Below are 23,495 nucleotides of genomic sequence, written 5' to 3'. Positions count from 1 at the left end.
AGAATACTCTGTGTTGACTAAGAAAAAATCCACTTTACGTGGATTTTTCTCTGCTACTCTTTTTCAGGTTGCTTATCAACCTCTGCATCATCTGCTTCAATTTCCTTCTTGTCTTTGCCTTTTAGGTACTCAGGCAAATCCATGCCGGCCATATTAAACATTTCCTGTAAAGGAGGAACTGATTTGTACATGCCCGAAATAAAATTAGAGGTTGACGATTTACCGTCTTTGGATCCCCCATTTTCCCAAACAGTGACTTTATCAATTTTAATATTCTTAATAGCTTCAGCTTGGGTCTTCACCAATTCTGGAAGTTTATCAGCAATCAATAAAAGTACCGCATCTTTAGAATTATTACCAGCTGCTTTTACAATTTCATCGAGACCAGCTGCTTGCTTAGTTAAGATTTCATACAATCCTTTTGCTTCTGCTTGTGCTTTAAACAAAATCGCATCTGCTTCACCTTTTGCACGTCTTCTAATACGCTCTGCTTCTGCTTCTGCATCGATTTCAACTTTACGCTTATCGATTTCAGCAGGTACAATAACATCAGCTAGTTGTGAAGAACGCTCGCGCTCAGCTCTTGCAGTTTCAGCTTGTTGTTCAGCAGCATAAGACTCTTCCAAAGCCTTTGCAGCTTGTACTTTTTCGGAAGCAATAGCCACACGCTCTGCTTCAGCTTCTCGTTGACGACGGAGGGAATCTGAATTGGCTACAGAAATTTTAGCAGTGTTTTCGCCTTCAACAGCTTGTGCATTGGCAGCAGCGACTTGGGAACGCTCATCTTGTTTTGCATTTGCTTCACCAATAGAACCATCTCTAGTTTTTTCTGCAACAGACTTACGTGCTGCGTTAATGGCATGTGCAGCCGCTTCCTTACCAAGTGCTTCGATATAGCCAGACTCGTCAACAATATCAGTAATGTTTACGTTGATAAGTTTAAGCCCTACTTTTCGTAACTCCGTTTCTACAGACTGAGAAATATTGGTCAAAAATTTATCTCTATCATTATTGATTTCCTCGATATCCATAGAGGCAACGACTAATCTCAATTGACCAAAAATAATTTCTTTAGCTAATTCTTGAATGTCTTGTAAGCCAAGACCTAATAAACGCTCAGCAGCATTTTGCATAACGCCAGGTTCTGTTGATACACCAATAGTAAAACGTGATGGTACATTAACACGAATGTTTTGTTTAGATAAGGCGTTTATTAAATTAACTTCAATAGATATTGGTGTTAAATCCAAGAATTCATAATCTTGAATAACAGGTACAATGAAAGCCGCTCCACCATGGATACATTTAGCGGATTGTCCACCACCAACTTTACCATATACAACTAATATTCTATCTGAAGGACAGCGTTTGTAACGTTTTATAAGGATGATGAGTGTTAGTAAGATAAACAGGGCTACAAAAATGAGTAGCATAGGTCCGCCAAAGCCTTCCATAGAAAAACCTTCTTGAATAAGTAGTTTCATAGACATTTATTTTTAATGGTTAGTATATAGTAATATTAATTGTTTAATAAATGGTTTCCACCTTCACCGATTTCTTCATGCCCTGTCGTAGTTGGCTCTATTGGTTTACGGGTTCTGTCAACAATGAGAATACCATTAGAGGTTACGTCTACAACTTTAATGATAGTCCCGGATTTTAGATCTGTTAGAGCATCAGTTAGGGCGTCGAGTTCACGAACACTACCCTGAACATTGACACTTACTTTACCAATTCTAGAACGATCTGCACCAATGGTTAAATACACCTCGCCAACAGCATCTAGGGCATTTTTATAATTTAAAGTTCCGCTATCGGAGAGTTTACTTATAAAATAAAACAATGTAGCCATAATCAGCATCATCAATAAACCACAGATAACAGAAATAACTACGGTCAAAGGTTTTGATAAACCAGCATCTATGCAGGCTATGCCACTCCAACCGAATATGGTAAAGAATCCAACAAGATTTTTAAAGCTTATAAACTGAAATTCAGCACCGATATCACCATCAAAATCAGAGTTTACATCATCAATGTCATCAGCATCTCCACCTGCAAAAGCCATAATCATTACAACAATAAAAATCAGTGAACCAATAATGGCGACAAGCCAATATAGTTTTGGAAAAAACTCTAAGTTTAAGAACCACTCTGCCATAGTTTGATAGATTTATTTTTGGTTAATAAATATACGACCAATAGTAAGATTATTCATCTTCTTTTTTTGAAAGTAAACCGGTCACAGTTTCCTTACCAAGAATGACTATGAAGTCATGGCTATTTCAGGCTTTTAAACACTGAAGGTCTAAACTGGAAATGTTATATTGAAATGATGGTAAGTGTATAATCTCTTTAGTTTAAAAAAACAGGTTGAGACTAAACCTTTCTTTCATTATATAAGTAGCAAATGTCAGAGAATTGTTACAATAAATGCTTTTTTTATTTAAAACCATAACGCAAACCAAACAACACATTGCTTGGAGGCATAGGAGTAAAGCCTGTTTCAATATAATCCGCATCAAAAATATTACTGGCTGTAACACTGAGTTCTAATTGCTGAATTTTCATGACTAAAGAGGCATCCCAAACATTATACGTTTGCCCAGTGGTTCGTTCAGCATATTTGTAAACAATATTTTGTCTCACATTTTTGAACAACTGTGTGCTTAATCGCGTTGTGTATTGATGCTTTAATGTGTTTAGAGAGTAGCGCGACAAATCTTCATTCTGCTCTAAAATATTATCATCTAAATACGCATATCCAAAAGCAAGTGTCTGGTTAAAATCTGAGATTTTGAAATTGTAAGAAGCATCAAATTCCAACCCTTTGGTATTTACTTCTGTAATATTCGTAGCCGTGAAAATTTCTTCAGTTGTATTAGGTCTTATATAATCAATAAGATTTTCAGCATCTCTATTAAATACGGCTAGAGAAGCTCTAAATGCAGTGCCAACGTATTTAATTCCTACTTCTTGTGAAAAGGCTTCTTCGGGTTCTAAATCAGGATTCCCATTGGTTCTGGGGTCACTGTAGTATAAGTCTGTATAGGTTGGAATACGGTATGTAAACCCAATATTACCATAAGCTTTTAAGCGCTCTGAAATGTCAAAACCTACATCCAAACCTGGGAAGGCATTGAATTTAAAATCTGAAAAATAAGTAATCGCAACACCAGGAGTGATATCCAATTTGTCATTAGCAACACTAAAACGGTGCTCAGCGAATGCCGTAGCCATAAATCGTTGGCGATTGCCCAAATTATTACTTCTTAAATAGATTTTTGAAATATCTAAACCAAACCCTGTAATCCCAATATTGGAAGTTAAAGAGGCATTGGCTTCTGCTCCAATTTTGTTCGAAATATGAAAGTTTCTGAAAAATAGAGGCTCGTTTCTTCGTAATAAGAACATATCCTGATTACGTTTCCAATAGACTCTCGGTTGAATTTTAAAACGATCGGACTTAAATTCGGTTGTAAAACCCAACAAACTATTTTGGGTTTCTTCATATTCATTAAATGAAGGGTTTGTAGTGTAAAAATTTTCAGCACCGAAGTTGCGTTCAAAGAAAGTCGCAATCATTTCAATCGGTTGACTGTTTTTATTGAAAACACTTTTCAAAAAGTAATTAGAATTATCGTAGTCAGAGTTGTTTCGATAACCTTCTGAAGTCAATTTTCCAGCATGAATTATATGTGATGAATTCGACTTTTCAACGCCAGCAGTTACTGAGCCATTGAGCTGACCAAAAGAGCCAGCTTCTGCATTGACAGAAACAGAATTGTTTAAATTTTTCTTGGTCACTATATTAATGGCACCTGTAAACGCATTTTGTCCAAAAACACGAGCTGCAGGACCTTTAATTATCTCAATACGTTCAATAACTTCTAAAGGTAAAGCAGCGTTTAAGGTATGATGACCTGTTTGCGGATCGTCCATTTTAATGCCATCGATTAATAAAAGCGTTTGGTCAAAACCACCACCTCTAATGTATAAGTCTGCCTGACTTCCACCAGTACCTCGTCGTCTAATATCAACACCCGCCACTTGCTGTAATAGGTCAGCAACGGTAATAGCAGCACTGTTTTTTATGTCTTCGGAGGTGATAATATTTATGGTTCTAGAATTTTCCTTAAAGGGCAAATCAATTCTAGCGGAAGTAATTACTATAGAATCTAAATCTTGCTTAGGCAGTTCTTGTGCGTTAAGTTGAAAAATGGCTACTAAAACTAATAGTAAACAGCGGCTTTTATTGGTCATTGTAAAATGAATTTATTTATACTGCAAAAGTCGTAACTTTCCGGACGATTATCATAGTCCAGTTTTAAAATAATGAATAGTCCGGTTAAAGAGATTTTACAGCAGCTTATTGCATTTGATAGAAGCAGTATTCAGCCGATGTATATTCAGGCAGCACAGCAGATTATAAATGCCATACAACGCGGCTATTTAGATAAAGGGAGTAAATTACCAGGCACGCGTGTACTGAGTCAGACGTTAAACATTCATCGTAATACTGCAGTTGCTATTTATGACGAATTGGCCTCACAAGGTTGGGTAGATATTGTTGCTAATAAAGGAACTTTTGTATTAATACCAGATGAGAACTCTCCCAAGATTAAAGCTTCAGGCCGTAAAATAAATGAAGCTTACGATTATCCAGAAAATTCAGGATTCCCTTTTCAGCAATCATTTAATCTGGCTTCAACGGAGGATATAACGACTTCAAAATATATAATCAATGATGGTAAGCCTGATTTGCGTTTGCATCCAAGTCATCAATTTTCAAGGTGGTACGCCGCAGCAATGAAACGGAAGTCACTTATTAGTAAATGGAATACAACACATGTACGGTCGGCTTCGGTATTTAAAAAACAGCTTTGTAATTATTTGAATGCGACTCGAGGTTTTCGAGTTTCATCTAAAAATATTGTCAATACACGAAGTGCCGAGATGAGTTTGTACATTGTATCACAACTGCTTATTAAACCACAAGATTTAATTCTGGTTGGCCAGTTAAGCAACTACGCTTCTAATATGATTTTTCAGCAAGCAGGCGCGACGATTAAAACTGTACCAGTTGATGATGGGGGTTTGGATATTGACTATATTAAGAAGCATTTTATTAAAAATAGTATACGATGTGTGTATGTCAATGCCAATAGAAATTATCCGACGACAGTGACCTTAAGCGCAAAGCGACGCTTACAATTATTACAGTTGGCAAAAGACTATGGTTTCGCAGTTATTGAAGATGATTTTGACTATGATTTTCAATTCAATGGCTCAGCCATGCTGCCTATGGCTTCAGCGGACACTAGCGGGATGGTTATTTATTTAGGTAAACTTGGACAATCCTTGTTCCCAAGTTTTCATACAGGGTTTATTGTTGCGCCAGACAATTTTATTTCTGAAGCTAAAAACTACCTCCAATTACTAGACAAGCAAGGCGATTTAATACAAGAGCAAATGCTGTCTGAGCTTATTTCTGAAGGTGAAATATACAGGCTCAAAAAGAAGAATGGTATAACCTATAAAAGACGACGCGATTGTGCATGTCACTTTTTAAAGCACTATTTTGATGGTGTTATATCTTGGAAAATCCCATCTGGCGGATTAGCTATTTGGCTTCAATTTAATACCACAATTTCATTGGTTAAACTCGCTGAAGAAGCTCAAAAATTAGATTTATTTCTCCCTAAAACTATATTATATCAAGATAAAACTACCTGCGCCATACGCTTTGGTTTTGGGCATTTAAATGAAGACGAAATTGAAGTTGTGATTAAAAAGCTAAAAAGGGCGTACAATAATCTCCTCAATTTTTAACAGGAAATGTGGTGTTACAGTTATCACATTGATATTGGTAGCGTGTGCTAAAAGGCAATGTGCCAAATATAAAACCGACGATAAACGAAAAAAACGATTTAAAATCATTAATTGTGCTATACATTTCTACACGGTTTTGATTACAATTAGGGCAGAGGATTGGGTTGCCATCATCATCTAAAGAAAAGGCTTTTATAGAGTTTAGAATCTCCTTTGCTGCATCCATATCTTTGGCTAAAACTTTAAGCTTTACACCACCAATAGCATTGCTTACTAAGGGATCCGTGTCAATAGTAATGTTATCTCTTAGAAACACTTCAATACCATCTGCTTCTAGACGTCCTTTTATAATTTGAGCTTCTGATGTGTATTGAAATTTCGCGATAGTAACAAAGGTGTTTTCCATGTGGTAAAGATAGGTGTCTTGTTTTTAAATGGTGTGAATAAAAATTAAAAAATTATTGTTTTTCAATAATTTTTATATATTTGTTATTGTTAAACAATAATTATGAGCCCTGCAAGAACACTTTATTCGATATTAAATATTATTATTATCCTTCTTCTAATCGGTATTGGTTTGGGGATTTTCTTTTATGTGATGATGCTCTTTGGTGTAAAACAGGATTTTGTCTTTGTAAGAGAGGATGTAATCAATTTTAAAACTCAAGCAATGCATACGTTTTATACAATTTTAGGACTTGGAGTTTACGCTATTTTTATTAATGCACTTTGGAATTTGAGAAAAGCTACGAAGTTGTTATTAAAAAAAGATTTTTATAACAAAGAACTTATAAACTTACTATCAACTTCTGGAAAACTTATGATTATTTCTGGAGTTTCTGCATGGTGTATTGATAGGATAAGTGACGTGTTTTTTAAATTCAGATTTTCAATTGGTTTAAGTGAAAAAACATTGGTCTGTTTATTTATAGCAGCCATAGGATTGTTTTTAATGCTAATGAGTACGGTTCTTGGAGACACCAAGGCTATAAAAGAAGAAAATGATTTAACTATATAATTATGAAAACTATCAACCTCTTAAAAAACTTAATAAATATTCTATTCTGGGGAATGATTTTATTTTCCATTTTAGGTTTTATTTTAATTATATATCTATTCATTTCTCCGGAATCACTTCCCTTGATGTTTCAAGGTTATAGAATGTTATTTGATTCAGATTTCCCTTGGCAAATTTGGATTTCTCCACTGTCTTATGTGTTAGGTTTTCTACTTTTTATAGTCTCAATTTATTATTTAAAAAAGTGTATTAGGCCTTTTCAAGAGCGACGATTTTATTCTGAAGAGGTCATAGAAAATTTAAAAAAAGCAGGACGTTTATTTATATTCATAGCTCTAGGGACAAGCCTAATTAGAATTATAGCGGCTTTAGCATTTAACACGTATGCAAACATCTCAGTAATTGGAGGTAGTTTTGGAAGCGGACAAACATCTTTGGCAGTTTTGTCTGCTATAGGAAATATTAACTTTTTTCTATTAATCATTGGATTATTCTTACTAGTTTTTAGTAGTGCTTTTGAAAACGGAAAATTTTTAAAAGAAGAGAACGACTTAACCATCTAACTATGTCCATAAAAGTAAATTTAGATGTGGTGTTGACCAACCGTGATATGAAAAGCAAAGAACTCGCAGAAATTATCGGCATTACTGAAGCTAATCTATCTATCCTAAAATCAGGCAAAGCTAAAGCAGTTCGGTTTTCAACTCTAGAAGCTATCTGTAAAGCATTAGACTGTCAGCCCAGTGATATTTTAGAGTATGTTGAAGATTAATAACACGTAAAAATACTATATTGAAGCTCAAAAATTCTAATACCATGCAAAGACTATTTTTAGTAGTATTTATTTTATTTCTTTTTAACTGTAAAGAAGAAAAGGCTTCAGACAAGTCTGAAAATTCTACAATGTCAAGCTCTGAAAGTTCGTCAGTTTATACTATATCTTTCAATAATGCCGTACATCACGAAGCGGAAGTCCAAGCAACGTTTAGCGGACTGCCTTCTGGCGAAGCAGAATTTAGAATGTCTAGAACATCTCCGGGACGTTATGCACTGCACGAGTTTGCTAAAAATGTTTATAATGTAAAAGCCACTAATTTAGAGGGTAAAGAGCTAAAAACGAAAAGACCAGACCCTTATTCTTGGGTCGTTGAAGGACATAACGGAACCATAAATGTGAGTTATACCATTTATGCCAACCATGGTGATGGCACCTATGCACAAATTGATGAGACGCACGCACACCTCAATATGCCAGCAACATTTATGTATGCTCCTAGTCTGGCTGAAAATGATTTTAAAATTACCTTTAATACAAGACAGGATCTTAATTGGAAGGTTGCAACACAGCTAAAACAGGTTGAAGGCAACACCTATATGGCAGAGGATTTACAGTATTTTATGGACAGCCCAACAGAAATAAGTGACCACATGTTACGCTCCTTTGATGTTGAAGACCAAACCATAAAATTTGCATTGCATCACAATGGTACCGAAGCTGAATTTGACGAATATTTTGAAAACACCAAGAAAATTGTATTACAGCAAAAAACCATTTACGGAGAGTTACCACAATTCGATTATGGTGAGTATGTATTTTTAGGATGTTATATTCCTAATGCTACTGGTGACGGTATGGAGCATCGTAATTCCACCATTTTAACAAGTACACGAAGTTTAGCTGATGGCGGAATGGAAAGAAATATTGGTACAGTGTCCCACGAGTTTTTCCATTGCTGGAATGTTGAGCGGATTCGCCCCGCAAGCCTAGAACCTTTTGATTTTGAAGCTGCTAATATGAGTGGGGAGTTGTGGTTTGCCGAAGGCTTTACGAGTTATTATGATGATCTAACTTTGGCAAGAGCAGGGATTATAACAGAAGATGATTATATCAAGGGTCTTACAGGAACATTTAATTACGTGTGGAATTCGCCAGGGCGTCAATTTTTCAATCCTATTGAAATGAGCTATCAAGCTCCATTCGTTGATGCGGCACGTTCAGTGGATGATGTCAACAGAGGGAATACCTTTATTTCTTATTACTCATACGGAAGTGCGCTTGGCTTAGCACTAGACTTATCCCTTAGGGAAAAAGGCTTGAACCTCGATGATTACATGAAACTAGTTTGGCAAAAATTTGGGAAGCCATTTAAGAATTATACGGTTGATGACTTACACCAAACCTTAAATGAATATGCAGGAGAGGCGTTCGGAAATTCTTTTTTTAACGATTATATCTACGACAGCAAAATGCCAAATTATGAAGGTCTATTTAAAACTGTTGGAGTAGAATTAAAGCAGAATTTAGGAAACGTTGCATTTGGTATGCGGTTACGCAACGGTGTGATTGTGAGTAATACACAAATTGGATCTTCGGCCTACAAAGCAGGTTTAGAAAAAGGAGATAAAATTTTAAAAATCGGAGACGTTAAAATTTCTGATGTCACCGATTTTAATCCCTTATCCGGAAGGTTAAAACCAGGCAGTATCATTAACATTGAATTTGAGCGTTTTGGTAAACGTCGTTCAACAGATATGAACTTAGAAGAAGATACTTCGTATTCGATTTTAAGCGCTAAAGAATTATCTGAAAATGCAAAAGACAATAGGTCTTCGTGGCTAGGCTCAAAATAAGTTGTTATGTCTTTAGGCTTAGATATCAAATATAGGCGAGCATCATCGGATAAGGATTTGCATCAAATTTTAAATCTTCAAAAGAAAAATTTAAAATTAGCTTTGTCTGAACAGGATAAAGAATCAGAGGGTTTTGTTTCAGTTGACCATGAATTTGGTGTACTGAAACGGATGAATGATGCTTGTGCTCACATAATTGCGATTTCTGAAGAAAAGATTGTTGGTTATACTTTATGTATGTTAACTACATTTAAGAATGACGTGCCAGAACTCATCACTATGTTTAACCATTTGGATGGGCTATTAGATTCAAAAGGCTTATCCAGCCTTAATTATTTTATCATGGGTCAAGTTTGCATTGATAAAAATTTTAGGAAGAAGGGTGTTTTTAGGGGACTTTATAATTTTATGAAATCTGAACTTAAATCAGAATTCGATGCTGTGATTACAGAGGTAAATGTTAAGAATAGAAGATCCTCAGACGCTCATAAAGCTATTGGCTTTGAGGCTTTAGATATACGTTCTGAAGGTAGCGAAGACTGGGAATTAATTATATTGCATTTGTAGTACTTAATCTATGTTAAAAAAAGGACGGTCTTAAACCGTCCCTTTTTTTAGTATGAGTTCATAAAATCAGGCAACAACTTCTGTTTGTTGTTGCTGCTTCTTGTAAAAACTTGGACTGCAATTATATTTTGCTTTAAATATTTTAGAAAAATAACTTCGGCTTATAAAGCCAACAGAATAGACAACCTCAGAAACATTTAAATCTGTAGTTTTAAGCAGTTCTTCTGCTTTCTCTAGTCTAATGTTTCTAATGCAGTCTGTAACAGTCCTGTTAAATAATTCCTTAAAACCTTCTTGCAGCTTATTTTCGGATAGACCTGCCTCTGTACTAAGCGTGGAAACAGTGTAATTGTTTCCTGGATTCTTCTTAATTTTTTCTATTAAACTAGAAACCCGACGCATTTCTTTTCTGGTTAATGCTGAATTCGACGTGTTTTCTGGATTAAGATCTTTTTGTAATTGCTGGTATTCTAGCCCCAGTATAACACGAATTTTACCAGCTAAAACCAGTTTGTCGCCAAATTTCTCACCATCTAAATCGCCCAGACCTTTTAATGCCATACCAATGGCGAGGTTACGCGAACTTATGTAGCAGCGTATTTTGTTGGTATTTCCCTTAGTGATTGTATTAAACAATTTTGCTAAAAGACCAGATTCTTCTGGTGAATAGGTGCTTAGGTCTTTATTTAAGGAAATAATGCTGAATTTGTAGCTTGAGTCAGACTTTAATGCTAATTCAATATTCGATTCATTATCATATAAAATAGCATTCTGAAAGCTTGATAATTTCCTTTTTCGGTTGACAAGGTTTATAAAAAGATCACCCTTATGGCAATACAAAAATCTTAATGGCTTATTTGAAGAATCTTCAAAAATTAAATTAACCTCATCAGAGGTTTTAATTTTCAACGTAGTTAACGTTATTGCTCTAGATATTTTTGTACTAGCAAAAGTGGCATGATAATCAGAAGTATTTTGATGAATGTCTCCAATATCAGAATCTGTTAAATCATTAACAATAAATGTATTTGAAGTTTTATGTTGAAGTGTCATATAAGTCTGGTTTAAGGTTATATATAATATACGGCTAGATTTTAAGATTGGACGGATAGGTTATCATAAATAATGTTAAATAATTAAAAGAAAACGTTAAACAAAAGTAAATCTATGTTCGGAAAATGCTTCTTTCATAAAAACCCATTCATTAATAATTTTACCAATTCGCCAATAATTGTAAATTTGGGTTCATTCTATATAATTTTAAATGGAAGATTTTTGGTTTAATGTTAAGTTAGGGATAAACCATGTACTGGATCTTAATGGCTACGATCACGTATTGTTTTTAATGGTTTTGGCTGTTCCTTATCTGTTTAAGGACTGGAAGCGGGTATTGTTATTGGTGTCCTTATTTACTTTAGGACATACATTGTCCTTAGTTTTAGCGGCTTACGATGTTGTTAGTGTTAATGGTAGATTAGTAGAATTTTTAATACCTATAACCATATTCATAGTTGCAGTTTACAATGTATTCACTGCAGGGAAGAACGATAAAAACAAAAAAATAGGATTGTTGTTTTTTTCAGCCTTGTTTTTTGGGCTCATCCACGGATTAGGTTTTGCACGTGAGTTCGATATGCTCTTTGGCGATGCAGATAGTAAAATATTGGCTCTTGTAGAATTTGCTTTAGGGATAGAAATTGCTCAAATCATTATAGTCTTTGTGGTATTGTTTTTGAGCTACTTGTTCCAGACACTTTTTAGGTTTTCAAGAAGAGATTGGGTAATGGTACTTTCAGCTGTGGTCGTAGGACTTGTTATTCCGATGCTAATTGAAAACAATATTTTTTAAAGTTTGGTAAAACTTTAACTGACCACATTTCTATGTAAAATATCAACAAAGTATATTCGTTATACATTCTTAAGACACGAGATTTAATGTCCAAATCTAAACAATTACGATACGATAAAGCCTACTTGCGCATTGCAGAGGAATGGGGCAAACTCTCCCATTGTAAAAGAAAGCAGGTCGGTGCTTTAATAGTTAAGGATCGTATGATTATCTCGGACGGTTACAATGGTACACCCACAGGTTTTGAAAACTACTGTGAGGATGAAGATGGCTACACAAAGTGGTATGTATTGCATGCTGAAGCCAATGCCATTTTAAAAGTGGCAGCCTCAACACAGTCTTGTAGGGGGGCAACGTTGTATATTACAATGTCTCCATGTAAGGACTGTAGTAAATTAATCCACCAAGCCGGTATTATTAGAGTGGTCTATTCTCAAGCTTATAAAGATGATTCTGGATTGCGTTTTTTAAAGAAGGCAGGAATTGATTTGCAACTCATTGAAAATGTAGAAGCCTAATGAGGAATTCTAAAAAATACATACCACTACTTCTAGGAACAGCAATTGCTATTGGCGTTTTCCTTGGTGGAAGACTGAATTTTTCGGATACTTCTGATAGACTTTTTACAACAAATAGCAAAAAAGATAAACTCAACAGACTTATAGATTATATTGATTACGAGTATGTTGATGAGGTTAATACCGACAGTATTGTTGATGTGACTGTAAACGGTATTTTAGATAATCTCGATCCACATTCTACTTATATCCCCAAAAAAGACCTCAAACGAGTGACGGAGAATATGAAAGGGTATTTTGAAGGCATAGGCATTAACTTCTATCCATACAGGGATACTATTGCAGTGATACGCCCAACAGAAGGCGGGCCAAGTGCAAGAGCAGGTATTAAAGGTGGGGACCGAATTATTTCTGCAAACGGAGAACCTCTTTACGGCGATTTATCCAATAACGATTCTATTCTTTCTAAATTAAAAGGAAAAAAAGGGTCCACATTAAATCTTAAAGTGTACCGCCGAGGTGAACCAGAACTTTTGGATATTAAGGTAAAGCGCTCTAACATTTTAATTAAAAGTGTTGAGGCAGGATATATGTTGACGGATAATTTGGGTTATATAAAAATCAATCGTTTTGCGGAATCTACTTATAGGGAGTTTAAGCAGGTCTTGGATAAGTTACAAGATAAGGGAGCGACAAAACTAGCACTAGATTTAAGGGATAATCCTGGTGGGTTTTTAAGTGTTGCTGAACAGATTGTTGACGAGTTTTTGGAGGATGATAAATTGATTGTTTTTACAAAAAACAAAAGGGGTAAGGTTGAAAAAACCTATGCCACCAACCGAGGAGACTTTGAGGAAGGCGACATATACATTTTAATAAATGAAAATTCTGCTTCGGCAAGTGAGGTTGTAGCTGGTGCTTTACAAGATAATGATAAAGGCGTTATCGTTGGAAGAAGAAGTTACGGCAAGGGGTTAGTGCAGCGCGAAATGGCATTAGGTGACGGAAGCGCGGTGAGGTTGACAGTTTCAAGATATTATACGCCAACAGGGAGGTCCATTCAGAAACCTTATGATAATGGTAATTCCCAATCGTATTTCAACGATTATTACAAGCGTTTAAGAACGGGTGAGCTCACGGACTCTGAAAATATTGAAATCGCCGATTCTTTAAAGTTTATAACGCCAAACGGTAAAGTAGTTTATGGTGGTGGAGGAATAATCCCCGATGTGTTTGTTCCTATAGATAAAGCATTTACTAATGAAACGATTAATTACTTAAGACGAATGGGACACTTTGGCTTTTTCGTGTTTCAGGAGTTAGATAAGGATAGAAGTGTTTACGAAGGAGTTACCAAGCGTGATTTTATCGACAATTTTGAAGTCAGTGATGATATTGTGCTGCGTTTTCAGGATTATGTCAACGGAAGAGAGCGAACAAACATCACCTTTGTAGCCTATAATGATGTCATTAAACTTTTAATAAAAGCGACTTTAGCCCGACAGCTTTATGATGATAATGCCTTCGAAGAAATCATTAATAAAAGAGACATCATGATTGATGAACTTATTCTTTTAAGCAGAGAAAGTCAATACTTTGATCAGTAAGATTAATCTTTTGGTCACAGAGATTCTCGAAGTGACCTTACTATTTTTCAAAAAAACTAATTATTCCACCTTATCGTGTACTTTGGTATGTTTCCCATCATTCCAAAGCGTTAAAATATCAGTAGCAACGTGTGCTCCACTACCAGAAGCCATTGCGTACTGACTTCTCCAGCCAGCCAAAGTCCCAGCTACATATAAGTTTTTAGTTATAAGATGGTCTTCGTTTTTTAGCCAAATTCTGTTTTTTTCAACCGCAGCTCTAGGGTGAGGAGCTACATACAACTCTAATCCTTTTATGGTCAATAGATCCGTATAGCCTACGGCGATAACTGCTATTTTTGTGGAATATATATTCTTATTGGTCTCTACAATAAATGATTCTCCATTATTCTGAATAGATTTCACTTTCTCTTTTTCAATTTGAACAACATGAGGATACAATGTTCTAAGCTGTGCTTTACCCTGTTCTAAAATATCGCTACCCAAAGTTCCAGGCGGTAGTCCCAAAACATTTTTGAACAATGCATTTTGCAAATGTGATGTTTTTTGATGTGTAATAATCCCGATGGATTTGCCAGAAGCATAGGCTTTTGGCTTTGCAGAACCCAATACCAAAGCACAAGAAAGTCCGGCGGCCCCACCGCCAACGATTAAAGCATCAAATTGCATACTATCTCTTCTTTTGTAGCTTTTCTATTTTTCTAGAGAGCCTTAGGATTTGAAGCAGAATAAGTGCGCAAAGTCCAGCAATAATAGTCAATACTGCTGTAAAGCTTTCGCCTTTAAATAATGCATCAAAATTCAGTTTCGTTATATTGAATACAATAAGCGCAATGGCAATTATTGAACAAATTAGGATTAATAGTCTCATAATTTATTTAGATAAATAGTGCCTTAATATTTTGTGTAAATAATTTAACGGCAATGGCTAGCAAAATTACACCAAAAACTTTTCTTATAATGTTAATCCCGTTTTTCCCGATGATTTTTTCAAGCTTAGAAGATGTCTTTAAAACGATATAAATAACAATAACGTTAATAATTACAGCTACAATGATATTTTCAATTCTAAATTCAGCTCTAAGGGATAATAAAGTAGTTAAACTACCAGGGCCAGCAATTAAAGGGAAAGCCAACGGAAAAACAGAAGCGGTTACCGAAGTACTTTCATCTTGTTTATAGAGTGTAATTCCTAAAATCATTTCTAGGGCAATAAAAAATAAAATAAATGCACCTGCAACAGCAAATGAGTTGACATCCACTCCGATAAGATTCAAAATACTTTTTCCTAAGAATAAAAAGATAATCATCAATATCCCAGATATAATAGATGCTTTTTCACTCTGAATATGTCCAGCCTTGTTCCTTAAATCAATAATAATCGGAATATTCCCTATGATATCGATAACAGCAAATAACACCATAAATGCTGTAAATATTTCTTTAAAATTAAACTCCATAACTGTGCTTTTAAAATTCGCCGCAAAGGTCGGTTTTAATTATGGATTTTCAATATGAAATAATCATTAAGTTATAAGTATAAAAGGAGTTGATTGTAATATAAATACTGTCAGGTCGAGCGTAGTCGAGACCTATTTAAAAACAGATAATTATAAAGACCTCTCGACTACGCTCGAGGAGACATATAGGTATTTGCAAAAGAATGAGTCTCTATAGTCAATAACTAAGCTGTCTAACTGATTTTGTAATAAATAGCAGATAGATTTTATAGTGAAAATGTAAATCGATCCCAGTTAATTATGAACGTATTTGAATTGCGATTAAAGTCAAAACTTTATCTATTTTTGCACCATGTTTCAACTTGGAAAAACCATTATTTCTGAAGACATCATCGATAAGGATTTTGTCTGTAATTTATCGGCATGTAAAGGCGCCTGCTGTATCCATGGTGATGCGGGTGCACCTTTAGATAAGGAGGAGGCGGAGATTCTTGAAGATATTTACCCTAAAGTAAAGCCACTTTTACGAGAAGAAGGTGTTGCTGCCATAGAAGAGCAAGGCACAAGTATTACAACAGCTTTTGGTGATTTTGAAACCCCTTTGATTGATGGAGCCGACTGTGCTTATGTTATTTTTGACGACAAAAAAACTGCACTTTGTGGTATAGAGGAGGCATACAACAAAGGGTTTATTGACTTTAAAAAACCAGTGTCGTGTCATTTATACCCAATCCGTGTTAAGGATTATTCAGAGTTTTCGGCCGTTAATTATGAAAAATGGGAGATTTGTGATGATGCTTGTACATTAGGAAAAGAACTCCAAGTCCCAGTATATAAATTTGTAAAGGATGCTTTGATAAGAAAGTTTGGAGAAGATTGGTTTTCTGAGCTCGAAAAAGTAGCCCAAGAAAAATTTCAAAAATAATTTCAGTTTTTTTACTGAAGAATTCCATTCATTTTATAGGGCATTTTGGTCATATTAACAAGAGGTCTTAATAAGTTTAAGAACAACCCTTTTTACTGTTGCTTAAGACTTATTTAATAAGAAATAACTTACATAAAAATTTAAATTTAAATTATCTTAATAGGCTTATAGTCAGGTGTTTATGATAATTTTTGAATATGTTAGTTCATAGAGCCATTTCTTTTCTTTGTTAAAAACTTGTTGACAACGAATTTTAAATAACCTTTCATTATCCTATTCATTTTTGAATATTTGTTAGTCCCGAATCACACGAAAATTTTATCAAATTCATTCACTAAAAAATTAAGAAAAAATGTCGCAAGCAGTAGAGCCAATTTTACAAGAAAACAAAGACCGATTTGTTATATTTCCTATTCAACATCATGATATTTGGGAGTGGTATAAGAAATCTGAAGCAAGTTTTTGGACGGCAGAAGAAATTGACCTACACCAAGATCTTACGGATTGGACGAATAAGCTAAGCGACGATGAGCGTTATTTTATTAAGCACATTTTGGCATTTTTTGCTGCTAGTGACGGTATTGTCAATGAAAATTTGGCGGAAAACTTTGTAAACGAAGTTCAGTATAGTGAAGCTAAATTCTTTTACGGTTTCCAGATTATGATGGAGAACATACATAGCGAAACATACTCTTTACTGATCGATACTTATGTAAAAGATGAAGTTGAGAAAGATAAACTATTCAATGCCCTAGAGAATTTTCCAGCAATTAAAAAGAAAGCAGATTGGGCTTTAAAGTGGATAGAATCTCCAAGTTTTGCTGAGCGTCTTATAGCTTTTGCAGCAGTTGAAGGTATTTTCTTTTCTGGCGCTTTCTGTTCTATTTTCTGGTTAAAGAAAAGAGGCCTTATGCCAGGATTGACATTCTCAAATGAGTTGATCTCTAGAGATGAAGGTGTACACTGTGATTTTGCAGTACACTTACATAACGAGCATTTAATCAATAAGGTGCCAAAAGAGCGTATCCGCGAAATTCTTGTTGATGCATTAGACATTGAGCGCGAATTTATTACGGAATCCCTTCCGGTGAGTTTAATCGGTATGAATGCAAAATTAATGTCGCAATATTTAGAATTCGTTACTGATAGATTATTGACAGAATTGAATTGTGAGAAGGAATACAACACGGCTAATCCATTCGATTTTATGGATATGATTTCGCTACAGGGAAAAACCAATTTCTTTGAAAAGCGAGTTTCAGAATATCAAAAAGCAGGTGTTCTTAATAAGGAAGAGGAGAAGGACAAATTTAAGTTCGACGCAGATTTCTAAACAGCCCTCTATTTAGAGTTTTATAAAATATAAGCAGCCCTAGCTTTAAAAGGGAATACACGATTTGTGTAAAAATTTAAATTATTGTGAGTGAGGAATTTACTATCAATCCTTGCTTTCAACCTGACTAATTAACCATTTTTTTGAAGGTGTATCAAAAAAACTAAAAACTAATTAAACGTATGTATGTAGTAAAAAGAGACGGCCACAAAGAGCCAATGATGTTCGACAAAATTACCGCAAGGGTAAGAAAGTTGTGTTATGGATTAAACGAACTTGTAGATCCAGTAAAAGTCGCAATGCGAGTTATTGAAGGGCTCTACGATGGAGTAACCACGAGTGAATTGGATAATTTGGCTGCCGAGATTGCCGCAACAATGACCACAAGTCATCCAGATTATGCGAAGTTAGCAGCACGTATTTCGGTATCGAACTTACATAAAAACACTAAGAAATCTTTCAGTGAAGTCATGGAAGATTTATATACATACGTTAACCCAAGAACTGGTAAGGACGCCCCTCTATTGTCTGATGAGGTGTACAAGGTCATTATGGATAATAAAGATCGATTAGATTCTACAATTATCTATAACCGTGATTTTAATTACGACTATTTTGGGTTTAAAACCTTAGAGCGTTCCTATTTATTAAAATTGAATGGTCAAATTGCAGAACGCCCACAACATATGTTGATGCGTGTTTCTGTAGGGATACACCTTAACGATTTAGAATCAGCTATTGAAACCTATGAGCTGATGTCTAAAAAGTACTTTACACATGCTACGCCAACCTTATTCAATTCTGGTACACCAAAACCACAGATGTCTTCATGTTTTTTATTGACTATGAAAGATGACAGTATTGAAGGGATTTACGATACTTTAAAACAAACCGCAAAAATCTCGCAATCTGCTGGAGGTATTGGTTTGTCTATTCATAATATTAGAGCTACTGGAAGTTATATTTCTGGCACCAACGGAACATCTAACGGAATAGTTCCAATGTTACAAGTCTTTAATGATACGGCACGATATGTAGACCAAGGTGGTGGAAAGCGAAAAGGTAGTTTCGCAATTTATTTAGAAACATGGCATGCGGATATTTTCGATTTCTTGGATTTAAAGAAAAACCATGGTAAAGAAGAAATGCGAGCGCGTGATTTGTTTTATGCGATGTGGATTTCAGATTTATTTATGAAACGTGTACAAGAAGATGGCCAATGGACCTTGATGTGCCCTAACGAATGTCCTGGGATGGCTGATACTCACAGTGAAGAATTTGAAGCGTTATATACTAAGTATGAAAAGGCAGGGAAAGGTAGAAAAACAATTAAGGCGAGAGAACTTTGGGAAAAAATCTTAGAATCCCAAATTGAAACAGGGACACCTTACATGTTGTATAAGGATGCTGCAAACCGTAAGTCTAACCAGAAGAATTTAGGGACTATTAAGTCTTCAAACCTGTGTACAGAGATTTTAGAATATACTTCTCCAGATGAAGTTGCTGTCTGTAACTTGGCATCTATTGCTTTGCCGATGTTTATCAAAAATGGCGAGTTTGACCATAAGGAATTATTCAAAATCACGAAGCGCGTTACAAAGAACCTTAACCGGGTTATTGACCGTAATTACTATCCTGTAAAAGAGGCGGAAAATTCTAACATGCGTCACAGACCAATTGGTTTGGGAGTACAAGGATTGGCGGATACCTTTATTAAATTGAGGTTGCCGTTTACCAGTGACGAAGCCAAAAAGTTAAATCAAGATATTTTTGAAACGCTTTACTATGCTGCGGTAACAGCATCTATGGAAGAGGCAAAAGCAGATGGCCCATACCAGTCTTATAAAGGGTCACCGATTAGCGAAGGTAAGTTTCAACATAACTTATGGAACATAAAGGATGAAGAATTAAGTGGTCTTTGGGACTGGGGGAAGCTTCGTAAAAATGTGAAGAAACATGGTGTGCGTAATTCACTCTTAGTAGCGCCAATGCCAACAGCATCGACGTCTCAAATCTTAGGAAATAATGAATGTTTTGAGCCATATACGTCTAACATTTATACGCGTCGTGTATTGTCTGGTGAGTTTATCATTGTGAACAAGCATTTATTAGAAGATTTGGTAGAGCTCGGTCTTTGGAACGAAGGCGTAAAGCAAGATATTATGCGTGCCAATGGAAGCATCCAAGGTATTGAAGTTATTCCAGATGATATTAAGGAATTGTACAAAACCGTTTGGGAACTAAGTATGAAAGACATCATCGATATGTCTCGTCAGCGAGGGTACTTTATAGACCAGTCACAATCCTTAAACTTATTTATGGAAGGTGCAACTATGGCTAAGTTAACGTCTATGCATTTTTATGCATGGAAGAGTGGCTTAAAAACTGGCATGTATTACTTACGTACTAAGAGTGCCGTAGATGCCATTAAGTTTACTTTAGATAATAAGAAAAAAGAAGAGCCTGTAGCCGAAGTGGTTGAGGTTAAAGACACTACTGTTGTAGCTCAGCAAAAACAAAAGGCTGCAAAAACTGCGGCTAAATTTGTCCAAGAAACAACAGAAGTAGAACCAATGACAGCAGAAGAAATGAAAGCTTTAATTGCCCAAGCAAAAGAGGGTGAAGGAGATGATTGCTTAATGTGTGGTTCTTAAATTCCTTTGTAAAAAGGAATCTCTATTTAAGTGTTATAAAAGCACCTCAATCTTTATTGATTGAGGTGCTTTTTTTAATTTTCAACCAAAGTATCCGTCCCTAAATATTTATCATCTTTATTGTAATACCAAGCACGTACTTTAGGCATTTTAATACCATTAACTATTACCTCTTCTTTAAGTAGAATGTACTCACCAGTATCTAATTTGGCATTACCATCTTCGTCAGTTCTAAAAAACTGATAGACTTCCATAGCGTATGTTTTAGGGTTAAAATAAAAATACCAAACATCCGTACCAACCTCCTTATCGTAAGATGCTTTTAAAACTAGGTAGTCTTTGCCCTTAAAGCTTTTGGTTTCAACAGCCTCACTAATAGTTGTACCTGGGTCTTTGAGTTTCATGGGCAACCCATATAAATAGGTGTAATAGTTTTTCATAAACTCACTGCGTTCACAGGTCATCTTCTTTGCTTTGGCTTCTTCGTCACTTAAAATCTTACCATCCGCTGATATTATGCACGTGTTTTTTCTAAGCAAATAGGAAGTTGTTTTGTTATCACGTATCGCAGTTACCTTAAAATACTCGGAAGGTAAATTGATTTTTATATGACTTGTTCTTGGGCTTTGGTTTGGTGTAGTCATGACTACAGTCATAGAGTCATTAAATGTTGTCCAGTTTCCATTAGGGTCGTGATAAGCAATAGTTTTTTCTAATAGTTCCATCCCAGTAAGGTTTTGCCCATTTAAGCTAAATATAGTACAGTAAATAAAGAGAGGGAAAAGAAACTTCATGGTGCTAAGTATTTATTTGTAGGCTAAATTAATAGCTTTTTTTATATATTGAAGCTTTAACCAATCAAATAGCCCCAAAATGGAAGAGCTTAATGTTTTATCATTGGACGAGCCTCAATGCTCTATCTGTAAAACCTCAATGAACCCTGCTAATGTATTTTGTTCAGAATGCGGGTTCCCTGAAAATGGAAGCGATAAGGAAGTTGCTCAATTTCATGCGAGAAGAGCCATGGAAAATAATCAGCATATGGATGCAGATAAAAAGATAAAATCTGCAAGAAATGTGCTCTATGTAATGGCTGGGATTACTTTTATTTTTGGTGTAATTTATTTTTTAACAGATCAAGATATTGCAGTTTTATTAACTAATGGTATAATAAGTGTTATCTACGTGCTTTTGGCTTCTTGGACTTCTAAAAAACCACTAACTGCAATTTTATTGGGTCTTTTTCTTTACATAACGACAATAATTATTGCTGCAGTTTTTGATCCTTCAACTATAATAAAAGGTATCATTCTTAAAATTATTATTATTGCTTATTTAGCAAAAGGAGTCTATTCGGCTTCATCAATTAAAAAATAGCTTTTGGAGAGTTCTTTAATTAATTATAGCTGTAAAGCATGTAACACTATACTGCAAAGTCAAAGTAAATTTTGTACTAATTGTGGAATTGCAATTGAAAAAACAAAAAGGCAAAAAGGCAATGAGTCAATAAACCTTGTTATAGTATTCTATGTTGTGTTTTTACTCTATGCCGTTATAGCATATTTTTTATTTTCAGAATATCCTGAAAGCCTAAATTTAGATTTAGCTGTTGAAACAGTATTTGCCCTTTTGGTTTTAGGATTTTCATTTTTAGATTATAAAAGAATTCTTAAGTTGTATCAACTTCCTAAACTGAATATTAAAATTATAGGTTTTACTTTTTTGTTCCCTATAGTATCGGCTTTAACAGTTTATTTTTCAATTGAATTTATTAACACACATTTATTTGAATCAATAGGGGAGAATTATTTTTATTCCTATATGTATTTAGATAACCCTTTACCATGGGCTATTCTATTCGTTGCAATAACTCCACCAGTTTTTGAAGAATTAGCGTTCAGGGGATTTTTGTTTAACCAATTGGAGGGCATCATCAGTACAAAAGCTACAATAATAGCTACTGCGTTTATTTTTGCCCTTATTCACTTTTCGTTTATATCTCTTTTATGGATTTTTCCTTTTGGATTGTTATTAGGGTATTTAAGAAGTAAATACCAAACACTCTGGTATGGCATAGTAATTCATTTTATACATAATTTTATTGTGTTAATGATTGATTATTTTTATTATAATCAATCCATATTTAACATATAAAAAAGAGCATCCATTTCTGGATGCTCTTTTTTCGCTATTAATCGTTATGGATTATTTAGTTTGCTTCCATTAAAGCAAAGAATTTGTCAATGTTTGGTAGTAAGATAATACGTGTTCTACGATTTTTCGCTCTATTTTCACGAGTATCATTATCTACTAAAGGTTGGTAACTACTACGTCCAGAAGCTATTAATTTTTCTGGAGCCACATCATATTGATCTTGTAATTTTCTAACAACAGAAGTTGCTCTCAACACACTTAAGTCCCAGTTATCAGCAATCTTTCCGGTATTAATACTACGTGGATCTGTATGACCTTCAACCATAACATCAATACTTTCTTCAGAATTAATAACATCTGCCAATTTTTGTAAAATAGCATCTGCCTTATTACTTATTCTATAACTCGCTGTGTTGAACAACATTTTATCAGAAATAGAAATCATAACTACAGTATTGTTAATATCAACAGCAATGTCTTCATCTTCATCGAGATCGCTAGTATCCATAGCCTGCGCTAAGTTATACTGTACTGCTAAATTCATAGAATCTTTTAAGGTTGTTGCATTGGCTAATTTCATCTGATCAACATTTTTAAGCGTTGCTCTCATCTTGCGTTTCGCCTCGTTTGAAATAACAGAACCGTCATCATTGACTTCCAACATTACATCATTCTCAATTTTTAAGCCTTCAACGTCTTCATTTAAAGAGTTGATTTTGCTATTGTACTCATCGACTCTTGCCTGAATTTTTGCAAATTTAGCTTCAAGGTCTTCTTTTTCTACTCGTGTTTTGGTTAGTTCGCTTTTAAGTTCACCGTTCTCTTGCTCTAAGGCCACGTATTTCTTTTTTGAAACACAGGCACTTAATAAAATGGTAGTGACTAAAAGAATTGAAATTTTTTTCATTGTGTTTATTTAGGATTAATAAAAAAGTCTCTTCTCTCTA

General features: G+C 34.8%; 24 protein-coding genes. 14 read left to right on the top strand and 10 right to left on the bottom strand.

All coding sequences use genetic code 11. The features are described from left to right. Positions 1 to 53: 53 nt before the first annotated feature. The 3 genes from ACFEMA_RS00375 to ACFEMA_RS00365 form a co-directional block, all read right to left on the bottom strand. The gene (locus ACFEMA_RS00375) at positions 54 to 1,484 is read right to left on the bottom strand and encodes a flotillin family protein (RefSeq protein ID WP_411765972.1); all 1,431 of its coding nucleotides are present in this window, start codon (positions 1,482 to 1,484) and stop codon (positions 54 to 56) included. 35 nt (positions 1,485 to 1,519) lie between these two features. Beyond that, positions 1,520 to 2,161, bottom strand: coding sequence for a hypothetical protein (locus tag ACFEMA_RS00370; protein ID WP_411765971.1), 642 nt, complete (start codon positions 2,159 to 2,161; stop codon positions 1,520 to 1,522). 281 nt (positions 2,162 to 2,442) lie between these two features. Next, positions 2,443 to 4,263, bottom strand: a complete 1,821-nt coding sequence (locus ACFEMA_RS00365; protein ID WP_411765970.1) for a TonB-dependent receptor plug domain-containing protein — start codon at positions 4,261 to 4,263, stop codon at positions 2,443 to 2,445. Between the two features lie 72 nt (positions 4,264 to 4,335). Between ACFEMA_RS00365 and ACFEMA_RS00360 the strand changes: the two genes are divergently transcribed. After that, complete coding sequence (locus ACFEMA_RS00360; RefSeq protein ID WP_411765969.1) at positions 4,336 to 5,832, top strand: PLP-dependent aminotransferase family protein; 1,497 nt, start codon at positions 4,336 to 4,338, stop codon at positions 5,830 to 5,832. Here ACFEMA_RS00360 and ACFEMA_RS00355 read toward each other — a convergent pair. Then, entirely contained in the window at positions 5,822 to 6,238 is a 417-nt protein-coding gene (locus tag ACFEMA_RS00355; RefSeq protein WP_411765968.1) for a DUF2007 domain-containing protein, read from the bottom strand. The two genes, ACFEMA_RS00360 and ACFEMA_RS00355, sit on opposite strands and share 11 nt — an antisense overlap. Positions 6,239 to 6,340: 102 nt before the next feature. On the opposite strand from ACFEMA_RS00355, the gene ACFEMA_RS00350 reads away from it, so the two are divergent. From ACFEMA_RS00350 to ACFEMA_RS00330, 5 genes are read left to right on the top strand one after another with little or no spacing between them, the layout of a single operon-like run. Then, the gene (locus ACFEMA_RS00350) at positions 6,341 to 6,850 is read left to right on the top strand and encodes a DUF2975 domain-containing protein (protein WP_411765966.1); all 510 of its coding nucleotides are present in this window, start codon (positions 6,341 to 6,343) and stop codon (positions 6,848 to 6,850) included. 2 nt (positions 6,851 to 6,852) lie between these two features. After that, on the top strand, positions 6,853 to 7,413 hold the full coding sequence (locus ACFEMA_RS00345; protein ID WP_411765965.1) for a DUF2975 domain-containing protein: 561 nt from the start codon (positions 6,853 to 6,855) through the stop codon (positions 7,411 to 7,413). Positions 7,414 to 7,415: 2 nt separating this feature from the next. Beyond that, positions 7,416 to 7,622 carry a helix-turn-helix domain-containing protein gene (locus ACFEMA_RS00340; RefSeq protein WP_411765964.1) on the top strand — a complete coding sequence of 69 codons (207 nt, stop codon included), beginning with the start codon at positions 7,416 to 7,418 and terminating at the stop codon, positions 7,620 to 7,622. A 44-nt stretch (positions 7,623 to 7,666) separates the two neighbouring features. Next, complete coding sequence (locus ACFEMA_RS00335; RefSeq protein WP_411765963.1) at positions 7,667 to 9,481, top strand: M61 family metallopeptidase; 1,815 nt, start codon at positions 7,667 to 7,669, stop codon at positions 9,479 to 9,481. Between the two features lie 6 nt (positions 9,482 to 9,487). After that, positions 9,488 to 10,048 (top strand): N-acetyltransferase, encoded by a 561-nt coding sequence (locus ACFEMA_RS00330; RefSeq protein ID WP_411765962.1) that lies wholly within the window; start codon positions 9,488 to 9,490, stop codon positions 10,046 to 10,048. A 66-nt stretch (positions 10,049 to 10,114) separates the two neighbouring features. Here ACFEMA_RS00330 and ACFEMA_RS00325 read toward each other — a convergent pair whose 3' ends face one another. Beyond that, entirely contained in the window at positions 10,115 to 11,101 is a 987-nt protein-coding gene (locus ACFEMA_RS00325) for a helix-turn-helix domain-containing protein (RefSeq protein WP_411765961.1), read from the bottom strand. A gap of 211 nt (positions 11,102 to 11,312) precedes the next feature. On the opposite strand from ACFEMA_RS00325, the gene ACFEMA_RS00320 reads away from it, so the two are divergent. From ACFEMA_RS00320 to ACFEMA_RS00310, 3 genes are all read left to right on the top strand, one after another. Then, positions 11,313 to 11,897, top strand: coding sequence for a HupE/UreJ family protein (locus ACFEMA_RS00320; protein ID WP_411765960.1), 585 nt, complete (start codon positions 11,313 to 11,315; stop codon positions 11,895 to 11,897). Positions 11,898 to 11,983: 86 nt separating this feature from the next. Beyond that, the gene (locus ACFEMA_RS00315; protein WP_411765959.1) at positions 11,984 to 12,415 is read left to right on the top strand and encodes a deoxycytidylate deaminase; all 432 of its coding nucleotides are present in this window, start codon (positions 11,984 to 11,986) and stop codon (positions 12,413 to 12,415) included. Beyond that, positions 12,415 to 14,022, top strand: a complete 1,608-nt coding sequence (locus ACFEMA_RS00310; protein WP_411765958.1) for a S41 family peptidase — start codon at positions 12,415 to 12,417, stop codon at positions 14,020 to 14,022. Before ACFEMA_RS00315 ends, ACFEMA_RS00310 begins: the two co-directional genes overlap by 1 nt. A gap of 60 nt (positions 14,023 to 14,082) precedes the next feature. Here ACFEMA_RS00310 and ACFEMA_RS00305 read toward each other — a convergent pair whose 3' ends face one another. The 3 genes from ACFEMA_RS00305 to ACFEMA_RS00295 are packed head-to-tail and all read right to left on the bottom strand — an operon-like array spanning position 14,083 to position 15,482. Further along, entirely contained in the window at positions 14,083 to 14,691 is a 609-nt protein-coding gene (locus ACFEMA_RS00305; protein WP_411765957.1) for an FAD-dependent oxidoreductase, read from the bottom strand. A gap of 1 nt (position 14,692) precedes the next feature. Continuing rightward, positions 14,693 to 14,893 carry a hypothetical protein gene (locus ACFEMA_RS00300; RefSeq protein WP_411765956.1) on the bottom strand — a complete coding sequence of 67 codons (201 nt, stop codon included), beginning with the start codon at positions 14,891 to 14,893 and terminating at the stop codon, positions 14,693 to 14,695. 7 nt (positions 14,894 to 14,900) lie between these two features. Continuing rightward, on the bottom strand, positions 14,901 to 15,482 hold the full coding sequence (locus ACFEMA_RS00295; protein WP_411765955.1) for a MarC family protein: 582 nt from the start codon (positions 15,480 to 15,482) through the stop codon (positions 14,901 to 14,903). Between the two features lie 352 nt (positions 15,483 to 15,834). On the opposite strand from ACFEMA_RS00295, the gene ACFEMA_RS00290 reads away from it, so the two are divergent. The 3 genes from ACFEMA_RS00290 (at position 15,835) to ACFEMA_RS00280 (ending at position 20,394) form a co-directional block, all read left to right on the top strand. Then, on the top strand, positions 15,835 to 16,407 hold the full coding sequence (locus tag ACFEMA_RS00290) for a DUF3109 family protein (protein ID WP_411765954.1): 573 nt from the start codon (positions 15,835 to 15,837) through the stop codon (positions 16,405 to 16,407). A 352-nt stretch (positions 16,408 to 16,759) separates the two neighbouring features. Next, complete coding sequence (locus tag ACFEMA_RS00285; protein ID WP_411765953.1) at positions 16,760 to 17,740, top strand: ribonucleotide-diphosphate reductase subunit beta; 981 nt, start codon at positions 16,760 to 16,762, stop codon at positions 17,738 to 17,740. A gap of 182 nt (positions 17,741 to 17,922) precedes the next feature. After that, on the top strand, positions 17,923 to 20,394 hold the full coding sequence (locus ACFEMA_RS00280; RefSeq protein ID WP_411765952.1) for a ribonucleoside-diphosphate reductase subunit alpha: 2,472 nt from the start codon (positions 17,923 to 17,925) through the stop codon (positions 20,392 to 20,394). A gap of 74 nt (positions 20,395 to 20,468) precedes the next feature. On the opposite strand, the gene ACFEMA_RS00275 is transcribed toward ACFEMA_RS00280, so the two are convergent. Continuing rightward, a complete protein-coding gene (locus tag ACFEMA_RS00275; protein ID WP_411765951.1) occupies positions 20,469 to 21,188 on the bottom strand; it encodes a DUF6503 family protein in 720 nt (239 codons plus the stop codon). 79 nt (positions 21,189 to 21,267) lie between these two features. On the opposite strand from ACFEMA_RS00275, the gene ACFEMA_RS00270 reads away from it, so the two are divergent. Next, complete coding sequence (locus tag ACFEMA_RS00270) at positions 21,268 to 21,771, top strand: hypothetical protein (RefSeq protein ID WP_411765950.1); 504 nt, start codon at positions 21,268 to 21,270, stop codon at positions 21,769 to 21,771. Positions 21,772 to 21,927: 156 nt separating this feature from the next. Then, the gene (locus tag ACFEMA_RS00265) at positions 21,928 to 22,548 is read left to right on the top strand and encodes a lysostaphin resistance A-like protein (RefSeq protein WP_411765949.1); all 621 of its coding nucleotides are present in this window, start codon (positions 21,928 to 21,930) and stop codon (positions 22,546 to 22,548) included. A 55-nt stretch (positions 22,549 to 22,603) separates the two neighbouring features. On the opposite strand, the gene ACFEMA_RS00260 is transcribed toward ACFEMA_RS00265, so the two are convergent. Next, positions 22,604 to 23,455, bottom strand: a complete 852-nt coding sequence (locus tag ACFEMA_RS00260) for a flagellar motor protein MotB (protein ID WP_411765948.1) — start codon at positions 23,453 to 23,455, stop codon at positions 22,604 to 22,606. Positions 23,456 to 23,495: the final 40 nt, after the last annotated feature.

The sequence above is a fragment of the Winogradskyella sp. A3E31 genome, assembly GCF_046720935.1.
Lineage (GTDB): Bacteria > Bacteroidota > Bacteroidia > Flavobacteriales > Flavobacteriaceae > Winogradskyella.
This window is presented reverse-complemented; position numbering and strand designations above follow the sequence as displayed.